Below are 14,907 nucleotides of genomic sequence, written 5' to 3'. Positions count from 1 at the left end.
AAGATGAGTATAGAAAAGAAAGGGCTTGAAGCATCGTTTAAGTCGATGGACACAGAAGAGTTTTTGGATATACACTTCAATCGCCCGATAGGTTATGTTTGGGCGTTGTTCTTTAACCGTTTTGGTGTGCATCCCAATGTGGTGACCATCCTCTCTATTCTTTTAGGTGTGGCGGCTGGCGTCATGTTTTATTTCCCTGACATGAAGCATACCATTACGGGTATCGTGCTGCTGATGTGGGCAAACCATTATGACAGTTGTGACGGGCAATTGGCGCGGATGACGGGGAAAAAGACTCGTTGGGGACGTATGCTCGATGGCTTTGCAGGCGACCTTTGGTTTATATCCATCTATGCTGCCATTTGCCTGCGGCTTACTTTTCAGCCTTTGCCCTTTGGGATAGGGGCAGAGCATGGAGCAGTATGGGGGATAGGCATTTGGGTGCTGGCGTTGCTTTCAGGCACGCTATGCCATAGCCGCCAATGTGCGTTGGCAGACTATTACCGTAATATCCACCTTTTCTTTTTGAAAGGAGAGTCCGGAAGTGAGCTTGATAACTTCAAGCAGCAGCGCGAGATATTCCACAGCCTTCCGTGGAAAAGGAATTTTTGGTGGAAAGCTTTTCTTTATTTTTATGGGAACTATACCCGCAAGCAAGAACGCATGACACCCAATTTCCAACGCTTTTACACATTTGTGCAGCAGAAATACGGCAATGCTGTCCCGCAGGAATTGCGCGATGAATTCCGCCGTTTGAGCCTGCCTTTAATGAAGTATGCCAATATCCTGACGTTCAACACGCGTGCCATTGCGCTTTATGTTTCATTACTCATTGGCGAGCCGTGGCTGTATTTCGTTTTTGAAATTGTTGTAATGACTGCTTTGTTCTTGTATATGCGTCATCGCCACGAAGCGGTATGCGCTTTCCTTTATCATAAATATGTAGAATAATGAAAGAAAAATTCCGTAATATATTTTGGTTCTTCGGCATCTTTGCCATTGTGGTGATGCTTTTTACGTTCGATATGGACTATGAAGAACTATGGGCTAACCTTCATCGGGCAGGGATATGGCTTCCTGCGGTTATTTTGCTGTGGGTGTTCATCTATTACTTGAACGCATGGTCGTGGTATGTGATTATCCGTGACGGGAAGAGTGCCAAAGTGCCTTTCTGGCAAGTGTATAAGCTGACGATATCAGGATATGCCTTGAACTATGCTACGCCGGTAGGGCTGATGGGTGGAGAGCCTTACCGCATTATGGAACTTAGTTCGTATGTCGGGACAAGCAAAGCGACTTCGTCTGTCATCCTTTATGCGATGATGCACATTTTTTCCCATTTTTGGTTTTGGCTAACTTCGGCTGTGCTTTATGTGCTCATTGAGCCGATGAATTGGGGAATAGGCGTGATGCTTGCCGTTGTCGTTGCATTCTGTTCGCTTGCCATCTATTTTTTTATGAAAGGATACCGTAACGGGATGGCGGTGCGTACACTGAAGATGCTTACGCATGTGCCTTTTCTCAAGAAATGGGCAAACCGGTTCAGTGTGGAGAAAAAAGAAACGCTGCAACGGATTGACGCGCAGATAGCCGAGCTTCACAAGCAGCGCAAGAGCACGTTTTATGTCTCGTTGGGGCTGGAGTTTTTGGCACGTATCGTGGGCTGTCTGGAAGTGTATTTCATATTGAACATCCTGACCACAGACGTGAGTTTTCTTGTCTGTATCCTGATTATGGCTTTTACTTCCCTTTTCGCCAACTTGTTTTTCTTTTCGCCCATGCAGTTGGGTGCACGCGAAGGCGGATTCGCATTGGCTACGGGAGGGCTTGCCATTCCCAGTGCCTTTGGGGTATATACCAGTCTGATAACCCGTGTGCGTGAGTTGTTTTGGATTATAATCGGTGTGTTGCTGATGAAAGTAGGCAACCGTAAAAAAGGATAAAATGAAGAAGTTAACAGATATTCAGGGAGTGATATTCGATTACGGAGGGACAATCGACACCAACAGCCGCCATTGGGCGGAAGTGTTGTGGGAGAAGTACCGGGAACTTCAGGTGCCGGTAGACAAGCCGGTTTTTCGTGAGGCATACGTGCATGGCGAACGCACGTTGGCGCGCCAGCCGTTGGTGAAGCCCGAAGACAATTTTTACGATGTGCTTCGCATCAAGACGCGCGTCCAGATGGATTGGCTGGTGGAGAATGGAATATTGCCGCATGAAAAAGCCGTGGCGGAAAATTATGCCAGCCGCATTGCGGATGCATGTTATGCATACGTGCTTGAGGTCTTGAAGCGCACACGTCCCGTGGTGAAGACGCTTTCCGAACATTATAAGTTGGTCTTGGTCTCTAATTTTTATGGAAACATTCAGGCTGTATTGAAAGATTTTGGCTTGGATGGCTTCTTTTCCCGCATCGTTGAGTCGTCTGTGGTAGGAGTACGTAAGCCCGACCCTGCGATTTACCGTTTGGGAGTAGAAGCTATGGGACTTCCGGCTGGTCAAGTTTTGGTAGTAGGCGATTCGTTTTCGAAAGATGTGGTGCCTGCCAAAAAAGTAGGATGTAAAGTCGCTTGGCTGAAAGGCGAAGGGTGGGGAAACGAGGAAACAGACGATTCGTTGCCCGATGTGGTGATAACCGACCTTCCGGATTTGTTGCCTTATTTGATAATTGATTAATAATTGGCAATGAATAATGAGCCGTTGGTAATGTCGGTTGACGAATGGGCACAGGACACAGACGGGAGACAGAGGAATTGCAGCCCTGCGAAAGCTTCCTGCAGCGTGCAGCGAGGAATTGCAACCCTGCGAAAGCTTCCTGCAGCGTGCAGCAAGGAATTGCAACCCTACGAAAGCTTCCTGCAGCGTGCAGCGAGGAATTGCAGCCCTACGAAAGCTTCCTGCAGCGTGCAGCGAGGAATTGCAGCCCTGCGAAAGCTTCCTGCAGCGTGCAGCGAGGAATTGCAACCCTGCGAAAGCTTCCTGCAGCGTGCAGCGAGGAATCGCAACCCTGCGAAAGCTTCCTGCAGCGTGCTGCGAGGAATCGCAACCCTGCGAAAGCTTCCTATAAGTAATTGTTAATTGATAAACGTATAGAAATGAAGAAACAACGTACTGCATTGGTCGACAGGCAATATCGGTTGCCTTTTGTTTTATTGACCTCATTATTCTTTCTGTGGGGATTTGCCCATGCTATTTTGGATGTGTTGAACAAGCACTTCCAAGAAATGCTTGATATTTCGAAGACCCATTCGGCTTTCATACAGGTTACGATGTATATGGGATATTTTGTGATGGCGATTCCGGCAGGATTGTTTATCAACCGTTTCGGATATCGGAGCGGGGTGGTTTTCGGATTGTTGCTCTATGGAATCGGCGCTTTGCTCTTCATTCCCGGCCAGTATTTTGTTTCATTTAATGCGTTTTTGTTTGCTCTTTTTGTCATCGGATGCGGGTTGACTTTTCTTGAAACGGCTGCCAATCCGTATGTTACAGAGTTGGGGGCAAAAGAAACGGCTGCAAGCCGCTTGAACTTCGCCCAGTCTTTTAACGGATTGGGTTGCATCTGCGCGCCTTTGTTGGTTGGGCTGTTCTTGTTTTCCGACAATAAGGAACATCCCAATAGCGTTGCTTTCCCCTATGTTTGTATGGGGATATTGGTGCTGTTGGTTGCATGTGTCTTTTTGCGTGTAAGACTGCCTGAAATCGTACACCAGACAGAAATAGATGATCAGGGGAAACGGGTAAGCCTGTGGTCGCACCGTCTGTTTGTTTTTGGCTTGATTGCTTTATTCGCTTACGAGGTCGCCGAGATTTCGATTAATAGCTTTTTTATTAATTATGTGGTGGAGCAGAATTGGATGAACGCCCGTTATGCTTCGTTGATTTTGTCTTTTGGCGGATTAGGCTTGTTCATGTTGGGGCGTTTTCTCGGAAGTTGGATCATGCGCCGGATACGTGCCGAAAAGATGTTGTTCTGGTGTGCTACGGGGACGGTGCTTACTACTACCGTGGTCTTGCTTGATATGGGCATTGTTTCCTTGATAGCCTTGCTTTTGGGTTATGCGTTCGAAGCAATCATGTTTCCCACTATTTTTGCTTTGGCGTTAAAGGGACTGGGAAGCCATACCAAGCGTGCGTCTTCTTTCCTCATGATGTCGCCGGTAGGCGGAGTTGTCGGCCCTTTATTGATGGGTTTTGTAGCCGACCATACAGCTTCTATGGTATGGGCGTTTGCCGTACCTTGGGTAGCGTATGCGGTAGTGTGGCTATATGCCCGGAAAATGCTTTCCGTAGCAAAAAGATAATCGGTCCAACTGTCCGTTTTTAGATGCTATTGGCCAAGCTTATTATCCGATAAGTAAAGGCAAATCGTGCACGAAGACAGCCGAAAGGTAAATTAGGGCATAAACCAGACACGCGAAGATGAAAACCCATCGGGAAATGATGTGCCACGGCTCTTTTTGCCCTTCTTTCGCTTTTGGTCTGCTTATGAGTGCAATGATGCTGGTGATAAACAGCATCAAATGAATGATGCGGTAACTTAAATCGCCAGTCCAGACTGTATTGGTTTTCGCTACATTTACGATAGCTATTATATAGATTGCTGCAAAAATAAAAAGTTTGACAACTGTTTGCATAGATTCTTTTTTTATTTCATTGCAAAGGTAGGTTTTTTCTTGGAAAAGTGGAATAATGAAAAGAAAAATCAATGGAAATTTATCCTATATCACATGCTTGTGTGGTAGTTTTTACAGAAATAATGTCCTTTTTTTGTTCAAAAATGAAATAAGATGATGCAATTGTGTTTGTAATAAATCGAAAAAGGCTAACTTTACATTTATATAGGAAGTTATTGTGATTTATTTATAAGAAAAAACGAACAAAAAAAAGAATTCGAAATGGAAAAAATGAATGTACAACCGGCTACCGGAAAATTGGGTGTGCTGTGTGTGGGATTGGGTGCAGTAGCCACTACGTTTATGACAGGGGTGTTAATGGTCAGGAAAGGGTTGGCGAAGCCCGTAGGTTCGATGACCCAGTACGACAAAATCCGTGTAGGACGTGGGGCGGAAAAGAAATATCTTCATTATCATGAAATTGTCCCGATGGCTGAGCTGAAAGATATCGTTTTCGGAGCATGGGATGTATATCCTGCCAATGCTTACGAGTCTGCTATAAATTGTGAGGTCTTAAAAGAGAAGGATATCAATCCGGTGAAGGATGAATTGGAAAAGATTGTCCCGATGAAAGCGGCTTTCGACCGTGATTATGCCAAACGGTTGGAAGGCGATAACGTGAAAGACTGTGCAACCCGTTGGGACATGGTGGAAGCCTTGCGGAAAGATATCCGTGATTTCAAGGAGGCGAACGGATGCAGCCGTATTGTTGTTTTATGGGCTGCTTCCACCGAAATTTATGTGCCGGTATGCGAAGAAGTGCACGGCACGCTGGCTGCCCTGGAGCAGGCGATGAAGGAGGATGACCGCCGTCATGTCGCTCCTTCCATGTGTTATGCATACGCGGCGCTTGCCGAAGGTGCTCCGTTCATTATGGGTGCGCCGAATACGACGGTGGACATTCCGGCGATGTGGGAAATGGCAGAAAAGACGCGGATGCCGATTGCCGGAAAAGATTTCAAGACCGGGCAGACATTGGTGAAGTCTGGTTTTGCGCCGATTATCGGAACCCGTTGCTTAGGCTTGTCGGGTTGGTTCTCGACCAATATTTTAGGAAACCGCGACGGGCTTGTATTGGACGAACCTGCCAACTTCCATACAAAGGAGGTTAGTAAATTGTCCACTTTGGAGTCTATCCTCGTTCCGGAAAACCAGCCTGATTTGTATACAGATTATTATCATAAAGTGCGCATCAACTATTATCCGCCGCGCAATGACAATAAGGAAGGTTGGGACAACATCGACATTTTCGGTTGGATGGGCTATCCGATGCAGATAAAGATAAACTTCTTGTGCCGCGATTCGATTCTTGCCGCTCCGCTTTGTTTAGACTTGGTTTTGTTGAGTGATCTTGCTGCCCGTGCCGGACGTTACGGCATTCAGCGTTTCTTGAGCTTCTTCCTCAAGAGTCCGATGCATGACTATACGCAGGATGAAGTGCCTGTAAACCATTTGTTCCAGCAATATGTAATGCTGAAGAATGCGATTCGGGAAATGGGGGGCTATGAAGCCGATGAAGAAATAGATTAAATGTCCGCAAATAGCTAATCGCGGATGAAATATTGCTATTCTGGTCAATCAGAAATGAATGAATTTGCAATTCATTTTCTGATTGACCAGATGTTTTTATTGCATTTCCTCCGCATAATGCAGGAAAGGAAGCGCGTTCAGCTTGTATTCGAATAATTCTTCGGGCTTGAAGAAACGGTTGACTTCTATGATGGCGTTTTCCGGAGAGTCGGAAGTGTGGACAATGTTTTCCTGGTTGCTGACGCAATAATCTCCACGGATGGTGCCGGGAACGGCTGCCCGTCCGTTAGTGGCTCCTGTCATGGAGCGGACTACCTGTACGGCATCTACTCCCTCGTAGCAGCAAGCGATTACGGGAGAAGCCATCATGGATTTCTTGACACGTGCAAAGAAAGGTTTGTCTGCCAAATGCGCATAATGTTCATTCAGAAGCTCGTCGGTCAGCTGCATCATTTTCATGCCAGCCAGACGTAGCCCTTTCCGTTCGAAACGAGTGGTAATTTCTCCAATCAGCCCGCGCTGTACGGCACTGGGTTTTAAGATGACTAATGTTTTTTCAAGACTCATAGTGCGGTAATTATTAGATTTGTTACAAATTACCGCAAATATATCATTTATTTTGAGAAAAACAATGCCGTGCAGGAAAAAAACTCTTTCTCCTTAGAAACAGGCTCTTATTGCAGTTGGAGCATGTTTGCTACAGAAGTCAGGCGTTCGGCTTTCAGGGGACTGCGCTTGATGATGTCGGAAGCCATTTGTTCCGTTCCGCAGAAGGGACCGGATTTTTCCAGCTTGATGGTAGAAAGGGCTGCGGCAAACGTTCCGGCTTCGGCATACGATGCCCCTTTGTTACGCATGTACAGGTAACCTAACATATATGTATCCCCGCATCCAGTAGCGTCTACCACTTCTTGGGGCGGATAGGCAGGGATGCGGTAAAGCTTGTTTTCGGCATAAATCAGCGAGCCTTCGCTGCCTAAGGTCAGCAGTACTTCTTTTACTCCCCATTCGTGCAACAGATGAACAGCTTCGTCGTAATCGGAAGAACCGGTGAGGACAGCCGCTTCGTGCTCGTTTACTTTGAGTATGTCGATGTATTTCAGCGCTTCCCTCTTTTCTTCCCAGTCTACCGGATAGACCTTCTCGCCACGCACTTCCCGTAAATATCCTTGTGCATCTACCGAGAGTATACCTTTGGCAGACATGAATTTGATGACTTCGAGCGGGAAATCATCCGAAAGCAAGCTGCCTAAATGGAAGAAACGCGCTTCCAGATGTTTCAGCTTTTCTACCGTAAAAGGGTCTGCTTTAGCCAATACACGTTGGGTACGGTTGTTTTGGTTTTCCCCGTATTTATTTTCAAAATATACTGTGTAGCGGCTGGGAATGACCTCCACATTAATTCCTTTGGCGCGGAGTTCGTTTACTGATTGATATTCGCTGGATGCCAAAGACGTAACCAGCTTATAATGCGCATGGTCTTTAAGGTGGTATATTCCGTGTGAGAAATAATACGAAGTGCCTCCAGGCATATAAACGGTTTGTTTTGGGGTGATTATCTTATCCAGTGTAATGTGTCCTATACAGCAAATATCATTCATGTCATTATGGTAATTTTCATTAAAACGGGTGCAAAGGTAATGTTTTTTTCGAATAATAAGACTGTTCTTAGTCAGTATTCGTTAGTAAAAAATGCGTGAAGTATGGTCTTTTTGTTAAGTATGTGTGCAATATTAATTGAAGTCTCACCACAGAGGAACATATATTTGCCATTATTCAGAAGCTGTTTTGAATTTATCGTGCGATGATTTGGGATGAGTTTTTGAGGCATTTTCGCTTCTGTGATGAGGAAGATAGCGGGCTATCTGACGAAGAACAGGAGCGAAAAGGACCAAAAAATCGCCCAAAGCACACACGAAAACGAACACATCAAGCCAAGAAAAACTTTTTGGAGAAATTCAAAACAGCTTCTCAATTTACGAGGTACGATTTTAAATTGTCATTTCGTAAATTAAAAGGTTCTGTATGCCTCAGTGGTGAGTATTCATCATATAAGCTATGAACTACAATTAACTTAGTCGATAAACCGGCGGGTGAGATCTTTAAATTCATCAATGCGGCGGTCTCGGAGGAAGGGCCACCAGCGGCGTACGTTTTCGCTTCTGCCCATATCGATGCTTACTACCAAGTTTTCTTCTTTTGTATTGCTGGCTTGAGCCAGAATTTCGCCTTGCGGTCCGGCTACGAAGCTGTTCCCCCAAAACAGGATTCCGTTGGTCTGTCCGGACGGGTCAAGCTCCAATCCTACACGGTTTACGGCTATTACGGGCAAGCCGTTGGCTACGGCATGGCCGCGCTGTACGGTTATCCAGGCACCGGTTTGGCGCAGTTTTTCTTCTTGCGTATCGGTGCTTTCCCAGCCGATGGCAGTAGGGTAGATTAAGATTTCGGCTCCTTTCAGTGCCATAAGCCGCGCTCCTTCGGGATACCATTGGTCCCAACAGACTTGTACGCCTAATTTCCCGATGGAAGTCTGGATGGGTTCGAAGCCGATGTCTCCGGGAGTGAAATAGAATTTTTCGTAGTATGCCGGGTCATCGGGAATATGCATCTTGCGGTAGATGCCGGCAATGCTTCCGTCTGTATCGAATACAACGGCTGTATTGTGATACAGTCCGGCTGCGCGGCGTTCGAAGAGCGAAGTGACGAGCACGATACGGTATGCCGCGGCTATTTCACTATAGAAACCGGTAGAAGGTCCCGGTATCGGTTCTGCCAGATCGAATAAGGACGTGTCTTCGGTCTGGCAAAAGTAAGGTGTGTTGTGAAGTTCTTGCAGGACGACTAAGTCGGCTCCGGCTTGCGCTACGGATGCGATGTTGCGATGAAGTTTTTCTAAATTGGTCTTGATATCGGCAGAGCAAGATTGCTGTACGATACCTGCACGGATGATTCTTGTCATATTTTGAGTTTTAAGTTTTTAAGTTCTTAAGTCTTATTCAAAAGGGGCAGACATTCTCGGGGTATTGCATGGTAACACAATGCAGGGAGCCATGTTGCTGAATCAAGGCACGGCAATCGATTCCTATGATTTCTCTTTCGGGAAAAGCTTCTGCCAGCACTTGGGCTGCACGATGGTCTTTGTCTGGTTGTGCGTATGTGGGATACAATACAGCTTGGTTCATAATCAGGAAATTGGCATACGTAGCAGGCAGTCTTTCTCCTTCCGCATCGTAGATGGCATCGGGCATGGGGAGCGGAAGCAGACGGAAAGGATTGCCGTCCAGGGTGCGGAAGGTTTTTAATTGTTCTTCCATGGCATGCAAAGCCCCGTAGTGTTCGTCTTCCGTATCGGCGCATTGCACATAGGCAATGGTATTGTCCGGGCAAAGGCGTGCCAATGTATCAATGTGGCTATCGGTATCGTCTCCTGCCAGAAAACCGTAATCGAGCCATAGCACCTGAAGCACGTTGAACCGCTCTTTCAGGTATTGTTCGATTTCTTCCCGGCATAAGGTGTCGTTCCGGTTGGGAGCCAACAGGCAGGTGGAAGTGGTAAGCAACGTGCCTTTTCCGTCGCTTTCTATTGAGCCTCCTTCCAACACAAAATTGCGGCAATTGATATAATGCCCGTTCAGCACTCCGCTTTTGTAAAGGCGGGTGTTAATCAGGTTGTCTTTGCATGCGGCAAATTTCATTCCCCAGCCATTGAAGCAAAAGTCCAGCAGCAAAGGGGATGCATTCTTTTGAAGCAGGGTGATGAAGCCGTGGTCGCGTGCCCATGTGTCGTTGGTAGGGCAGGGGACGAAATGGATATTGGACTTGTATGTCGCTTGTTCGAGTGCTTTCGGAAATTCGGGAGCGGCAAGCAATAAGGGCTGGCGGCTTGCGATTTCCCGTGCCAGGTTGAGAAAACACGCTTCCACTTCTTCCAGCATATATTTCCAATCGGTTCCGGCATGAGGCCAAGTCAGTTGGATATAGCTTTGTGTATGCCATTCGGCAGGTAAATAATAGGTATGTTCCATTGTTATTTCGTTTTTTGTTTGTTTCTTCGGCGGAGCAGCATCCAGTCGAACAATTCCCGCCAGTTGTCAAAATCTTTTTTATACATCAGGCCGATGCCTTGGGTTGTCAGGGTTGATTTGGTAAAATAGCGGTCATTGGTTTCATTGTATCCTTTCAGGCGAAGCTCTCCGTTCTTGGTCAGTATCCACATGGCTTCGAAGTCTCCTACGAAGTTCGTGTTTTGCATGGCATTGTCCCGATACCCGAAGTTCCCGTTGATGATGAGCCGGTTGTTCAAAAGCCTTCCGGACAGGATTGCCTCGGCTTCCACATCGCTCCATCCGTTTTCTCCTGTGCTCAGGTTGGTGCCCACGTTCCAGTTCTGGTTGTCGATGACCTGGGCGAGCATGTTGTTCAATTGCCCGGATAAGGTGCTGAAAGCCAGCGAGCTGGTCGCGTCCGACTGGGTGGCGTTATTGTTATAGTCGTATGTATAGAACTTTCCGATGCCCAGCAGGTAGATGATTTGGGTATTCATCTGTTCTTCTGTACTGGTCAGGCTCCGCACCAACTCACGGTCTTCATCGCTTACGGTAGGCAGCTCGAGGTCGAACTTCAGGCTGGGGCTGGTCAGGTTTCCGCTCAGGTTCAGCAAGCAATTGACCCGTACATTGCCTCGGGTGCTGGACGCGTCTGCCACCAAGTCGTTTAGCGATGCCGAGTTGACCGTATAGACCGCTTGTACATTCAGGTTTGCCTGGCGCGGGTTTCCGTTGAAGGATACCGTGCCGCCCGATTGTAGGGCAAAGTCTTTTCGGATGACGTTCTGCATGCTCATTTTGTAGATGCCATCCTCGATATTGTAGTTTCCGAACATCAGGAAATCTCCTTTATTATAGAAATTGATGCGCAGGTTTCCGGTGCCGTTTGCCGAGATGTTGTCTCCTGCAATCGGGTCCATGACAATCCGCATCGTTGCGTCGGGTGTGGCTTCTATCTGGAAATTCAAATGCATATCCAGCGGTGTGTCGTCTTCTTCTTTTTCTTCGCGTTCGTTCAACGGATGGTAAAGTTCGGTATAGATGTTTTCCTGTTTGCGCCGGGGAGTACGGTCTACGAATTCGATAAACTGGTTGCTGGTGGCTTCGGCGGCGGTTGCGGTCACGTAAGTGAACGATGTGCGCGGGTCGGTCCGCAACGTTCCGTCTACGTTCAGTGCATTGTTCCCGCCCCGCAGCAAAACCTCGCCGGTGGTATAGATGGTGCCATAGAAAGGAAATTCAGGTGTTTCCCTTTCCGTATGGAATACCCGCATATTGTTGGTGTTGAAGCGGAAGTTGTAGGTCAGTTGTTTGAGCTTCCGGTGGTTCAACGAACCGTTTACCAGCCCCGTATGCCCTTCCATGTCGGCTATCTGGACATTGTCGAAGCCGAAATGCCCCGAACGGATGTGTACCGAGTCGGCATGTACCTTAAAGGCGGTGTTCAGGATATCCACTTTCATGCTGGCGTCTGCCCGGGCTTCCCCTTCCAGGTCGAGGCTTGAAAAAGGACCGTATAGTCGTACATTGCCGAATACACGCCCTTGCATGTTGGTGAAAATACCGTCGATGAAGGGTTGGAGGAAAGCCAGGTTCGTGCCTCCGGCGCGGATGTTCAGGTTCAGCCCCTTTTCTTTGGGCGAGACATACCCGTCTACGAACGTGGAGTATTGCTTGTTCTCTTTAATGTCAGCCAAAAGGCGCACGCCGCCCAGTTCGTTATCCCATTCGCCTTTGATGTCTCCCTGCCCCAACAAGGCGTCGTTCAGGGAGAAGCCTTCCACGTTCAGGCGCGTGTACATGACGGGGTTGTCCAACACGTGATGCAAGTGGACTTTTCCGGTAATCAGCCCGTTGAACTTCACGGCATGGAATTGGATGATATCCATGATGTATTGCAGGTTGATGTTGCGCAGGTCTACCAGGCAACTGTCGGTTTCGGCTTTTCCAATCCGTCCGTTTGCCCGTACGTATTGGTCACGGTGCTCAAACAAGAAATCACGGATATCAACGATACCTTTATTAATCACTACCTCCGAGGGATGTATATTCCAGATGCTGTCATTCAGGATAATCCGGCTGGGCTGGATTTGAATCCGGGTGTTCAATTGGTTTTCCTCTTCCGATTTATTGAAATGCGCTATGGCCTGCAGCTTTCCGCTGAAGGTCGCTTCGGTATTGTTTCCCCAATTGACCGTTGCCCGGAGGCGGTTTTCTTTTGCCAAAGCTTGTACAGCCAGATTCACCATGCCTCCCTTTTTCATGCGTTTGTTGGCGCGGAGCTGGCATTCCAGTCCGGCATCGGTATTGTCGCAGAGGAAGGTCCCGGCTTCGTAATAGGCATCCTTATAGGTAAATTCGGGAGCGTACGCCCGCACTTGTATGCGCGTGCGGCTATCGTCGAAGTATCCGCTTAGGGACACCGGCATGCCGGTCTGAAGCGGGATATCCAACACTTTCGATAGCAGTTCGGTATTATCCAGCTTCAGGTTGAAGCGGAAGTTATTGTTGGTCTCGGGCATTTCCTTTTTCGTGTTGAGCAAAGACGGGATATAGCGTTGCACCGTTTTCAGGACGCTCGTGGGGAGGGTGCGGTATGAATAGTGCCCCTGCACCGTTCCGTTAAGGAACGATGAACGTATTTCAATCCGTTTCTCCTTATTATTATGCTCAGGGTTGCTTGCGACAATGTCGAAATGCTCGAGGAAATAATTCTTGTCTTTATCGGGCGAGTTGACCGATACGCTATCGATATGGATAACGCCTTGGGCATCGTCGATGGAATGTCCCGTAAAGTCGGCGAGGACATTCAGCGAAAAGTCGGTGTCTTTGTATTTCTCGGTCAGGTGGAGTGCGTTCGGGTTGAAATTGCGCACGTTTACCGTTACGTTGAAGTCCGGTACTTGTTGCCGGGTTGCCACATGCCCGTTGATTTCAATGTTCCCATGAGGGTCGTTAAGCGCGATTTTCCCGTCGAATCCTCCCGGAGCATATTGCCCGTCGAGCTGGATATTGTGGTATTCGTATTGTTTGTAAATCAACGAGGAAACGATTCCTTTGATATAAGACTGGGCATTTCCGTCTTGGTACCTGAATCCTTCCAATTCGATGTCGAATGCCGTGTTCCCCCAGGTTTCTTCCTTGCCTAAAAGTGTTCCGAGATTCAAGGCGTCGCTTCTGATTTTGCCTGAGTACGAGCGCGGTTCGTGTCCGGTGCCTTTGTGCATGGTTATGTTTGCGCGCACCTCTCCGGCATCGGATGTTATCATGCCGTAGGTGGTGAGCTGGCGGAGGTATCCGGATATGTTTCCGGTGAATTGCACGTCTCCCAGCCGCTTCATGATGCCCGGTGTCTCTTCTTTGCCTGACAGGTTCCGGTACAGCCATGCCAGCCCTTGGGCATCGGCATCCAGTTGGGAGATTTGGCCGAACAGGAACATGCCGTTTTTCTCGTGCCAATGGTTGACGATGCCTTGTGCCTTCAGAAGCAACGCCTGGTTGCTCCCGCTCAGGTAGATTTGGGTGCACCGGGTGCGGTTCCCTTCTCCTTCCATTGCCAGGCGGAAGTCCACCGGGCTATGGAAATGGCTCAAAGCCGGAACGAACATGGCAAGGTCTGCCGGGGTGATACGGGCTTCGAGGCGCATGCGGTAGGTCGTGCTTGTGGGCAGGAGCGGAAGTTTCGGGATGCTGTCATAATTTGCGCTGAGGCTGTCTATCACGAGCGAGGTTTCAGGCAACTGGATTTCCAAATCGTTAAGGGCGAGCCAATGTGGGGTCGCGATGAACTTCAGCGCCATTTTCTTTAACCTGAATCCGCTTGTTTCGTTAAAGCTCATGCGCCGGATTTGTGCATTGACCGAGTCGTTGGTCAGGGCTTTCAAGGAAAGGGTCGCCGAGAGGTTCTGCACTCCGATGTGCCGGGCATTGAACCGGTTCGGGGTTTCGGGTTCCGACAAGACATCGTAATAAATTTGCCCGCGGCGGATGAGGACCGCATTGATGCGGAGGTCGATGGGGCTTTTTTTCTTCTCTACCGTATCTTTCGGGGTGAGCGCATCTATTACGAACTGGAAATTCGCGGGGCTTTCAGGCGTTTCCCGGTTCAGCCGTGCCTGAAGTCCGAAGAGCTGCACGCTGTTGATGCGGATTTGCCCATGGAAAAGGGGGGTGATTTCTATCTTGGCCGAGAGGCGCGATACCTTGAGCAACTCGTGGTTCTTTTGGTCTTTCAAGGTCACGTTTTGCACGATAATCCGGTTGAGAAGTCCCAAATCGATGTTGCCGACGCTTACCTCCGTGTGCATGAGCTGGCTTAACTCGTCGGATACGAAGGCGGATAGCTGCTTTTGGATGAAAGATAGGTTCAGGATGGCAATCAATCCGAAGTAGCACACCAGCACCAGGATGATTGTCGACCGGACAAAATGTTTTATGTGGAATATCTTTCTCATTCAGTAGCCTCTAAAATATAGCAAAGGTACAAATATCGGTTGAGATAGTCCTTGTTTCTGCCCGGTATTTTTATGATTTTTAATAAGATTGCCTGCATTGGCCGCTTTTACCGGCAAGTTTGCCGGTTATGGGCAAAAAACACATGCGGTTGCATCACCCGGCGCAGCCGTATGCGTTGGGGGATGCAACCGCATGCG

12 protein-coding genes are annotated in these 14,907 nt (G+C 48.1%); 6 read left to right on the top strand and 6 right to left on the bottom strand.

Annotated elements, in window-relative coordinates; genetic code table 11:
- Positions 1-3 precede the first annotated feature (3 nt).
- The 4 genes from BACSA_RS04050 to BACSA_RS04030 all read left to right on the top strand — a co-directional run bounded on the left by BACSA_RS04050 (position 4) and on the right by BACSA_RS04030 (position 4,304).
- On the top strand, positions 4-951 hold the full coding sequence (locus BACSA_RS04050; RefSeq protein ID WP_013616845.1) for a CDP-alcohol phosphatidyltransferase family protein: 948 nt from the start codon (positions 4-6) through the stop codon (positions 949-951).
- A complete protein-coding gene (locus tag BACSA_RS04045) occupies positions 951-1,943 on the top strand; it encodes a lysylphosphatidylglycerol synthase transmembrane domain-containing protein (protein WP_013616844.1) in 993 nt (330 codons plus the stop codon). The genes BACSA_RS04050 and BACSA_RS04045 overlap by 1 nt, the downstream gene beginning before the upstream one ends.
- A 1-nt stretch (position 1,944) precedes the next feature.
- On the top strand, positions 1,945-2,676 hold the full coding sequence (locus BACSA_RS04040; protein WP_013616843.1) for an HAD family hydrolase: 732 nt from the start codon (positions 1,945-1,947) through the stop codon (positions 2,674-2,676).
- Positions 2,677-3,095: 419 nt separating this feature from the next.
- Positions 3,096-4,304, top strand: coding sequence for a sugar MFS transporter (locus BACSA_RS04030; RefSeq protein WP_013616841.1), 1,209 nt, complete (start codon positions 3,096-3,098; stop codon positions 4,302-4,304).
- A 42-nt stretch (positions 4,305-4,346) separates the two neighbouring features.
- Here BACSA_RS04030 and BACSA_RS04025 read toward each other — a convergent pair whose 3' ends face one another.
- Positions 4,347-4,637: a hypothetical protein gene (locus BACSA_RS04025; protein ID WP_013616840.1), complete on the bottom strand. Its 291-nt coding sequence runs from the start codon at positions 4,635-4,637 to the stop codon at positions 4,347-4,349.
- A 261-nt stretch (positions 4,638-4,898) separates the two neighbouring features.
- Here BACSA_RS04025 and BACSA_RS04020 point away from each other — a divergent pair, with 261 nt between their 5' ends.
- Complete coding sequence (locus BACSA_RS04020; RefSeq protein ID WP_013616839.1) at positions 4,899-6,206, top strand: inositol-3-phosphate synthase; 1,308 nt, start codon at positions 4,899-4,901, stop codon at positions 6,204-6,206.
- Between the two features lie 96 nt (positions 6,207-6,302).
- Here the strand turns inward: BACSA_RS04020 and ndk are convergent, their stop codons facing one another.
- Positions 6,303-6,773, bottom strand: coding sequence for a nucleoside-diphosphate kinase (gene ndk, locus BACSA_RS04015; RefSeq protein WP_013616838.1), 471 nt, complete (start codon positions 6,771-6,773; stop codon positions 6,303-6,305).
- A gap of 107 nt (positions 6,774-6,880) precedes the next feature.
- Positions 6,881-7,807, bottom strand: a complete 927-nt coding sequence (locus BACSA_RS04010; RefSeq protein ID WP_013616837.1) for a PfkB family carbohydrate kinase — start codon at positions 7,805-7,807, stop codon at positions 6,881-6,883.
- Between the two features lie 203 nt (positions 7,808-8,010).
- On the opposite strand from BACSA_RS04010, the gene BACSA_RS20070 reads away from it, so the two are divergent.
- Positions 8,011-8,268: a hypothetical protein gene (locus BACSA_RS20070; RefSeq protein WP_169311434.1), complete on the top strand. Its 258-nt coding sequence runs from the start codon at positions 8,011-8,013 to the stop codon at positions 8,266-8,268.
- A gap of 12 nt (positions 8,269-8,280) precedes the next feature.
- Here BACSA_RS20070 and BACSA_RS04005 read toward each other — a convergent pair whose 3' ends face one another.
- From BACSA_RS04005 to BACSA_RS03995, 3 genes are read right to left on the bottom strand one after another with little or no spacing between them, the layout of a single operon-like run.
- Positions 8,281-9,168: a carbon-nitrogen hydrolase gene (locus BACSA_RS04005; RefSeq protein WP_013616836.1), complete on the bottom strand. Its 888-nt coding sequence runs from the start codon at positions 9,166-9,168 to the stop codon at positions 8,281-8,283.
- 37 nt (positions 9,169-9,205) lie between these two features.
- Positions 9,206-10,234 (bottom strand): agmatine deiminase family protein, encoded by a 1,029-nt coding sequence (locus tag BACSA_RS04000; RefSeq protein WP_013616835.1) that lies wholly within the window; start codon positions 10,232-10,234, stop codon positions 9,206-9,208.
- 2 nt (positions 10,235-10,236) lie between these two features.
- Complete coding sequence (locus tag BACSA_RS03995) at positions 10,237-14,709, bottom strand: translocation/assembly module TamB domain-containing protein (RefSeq protein ID WP_013616834.1); 4,473 nt, start codon at positions 14,707-14,709, stop codon at positions 10,237-10,239.
- Positions 14,710-14,907: the final 198 nt, after the last annotated feature.

The sequence above is a fragment of the Phocaeicola salanitronis DSM 18170 genome, from assembly GCF_000190575.1.
Lineage (GTDB): Bacteria > Bacteroidota > Bacteroidia > Bacteroidales > Bacteroidaceae > Phocaeicola > Phocaeicola salanitronis.
This window is presented reverse-complemented; position numbering and strand designations above follow the sequence as displayed.

Bases quoted from the DNA above. Each gene is read 5' to 3' on its own strand.
- BACSA_RS04050 (WP_013616845.1), top strand. From the start codon at position 4: ATGAGTATAGAAAAGAAAGGGCTTGAAGCATCGTTTAAGTCGATGGAC.
- BACSA_RS04045 (WP_013616844.1), top strand. From the start codon at position 951: ATGAAAGAAAAATTCCGTAATATATTTTGGTTCTTCGGCATCTTTGCC.
- BACSA_RS04040 (WP_013616843.1), top strand. From the start codon at position 1,945: ATGAAGAAGTTAACAGATATTCAGGGAGTGATATTCGATTACGGAGGG.
- BACSA_RS04030 (WP_013616841.1), top strand. From the start codon at position 3,096: ATGAAGAAACAACGTACTGCATTGGTCGACAGGCAATATCGGTTGCCT.
- BACSA_RS04025 (WP_013616840.1), bottom strand. From the start codon at position 4,637: ATGCAAACAGTTGTCAAACTTTTTATTTTTGCAGCAATCTATATAATA.
- BACSA_RS04020 (WP_013616839.1), top strand. From the start codon at position 4,899: ATGGAAAAAATGAATGTACAACCGGCTACCGGAAAATTGGGTGTGCTG.
- ndk (WP_013616838.1), bottom strand. From the start codon at position 6,773: ATGAGTCTTGAAAAAACATTAGTCATCTTAAAACCCAGTGCCGTACAG.
- BACSA_RS04010 (WP_013616837.1), bottom strand. From the start codon at position 7,807: ATGAATGATATTTGCTGTATAGGACACATTACACTGGATAAGATAATC.
- BACSA_RS20070 (WP_169311434.1), top strand. From the start codon at position 8,011: ATGATTTGGGATGAGTTTTTGAGGCATTTTCGCTTCTGTGATGAGGAA.
- BACSA_RS04005 (WP_013616836.1), bottom strand. From the start codon at position 9,168: ATGACAAGAATCATCCGTGCAGGTATCGTACAGCAATCTTGCTCTGCC.
- BACSA_RS04000 (WP_013616835.1), bottom strand. From the start codon at position 10,234: ATGGAACATACCTATTATTTACCTGCCGAATGGCATACACAAAGCTAT.
- BACSA_RS03995 (WP_013616834.1), bottom strand. From the start codon at position 14,709: ATGAGAAAGATATTCCACATAAAACATTTTGTCCGGTCGACAATCATC.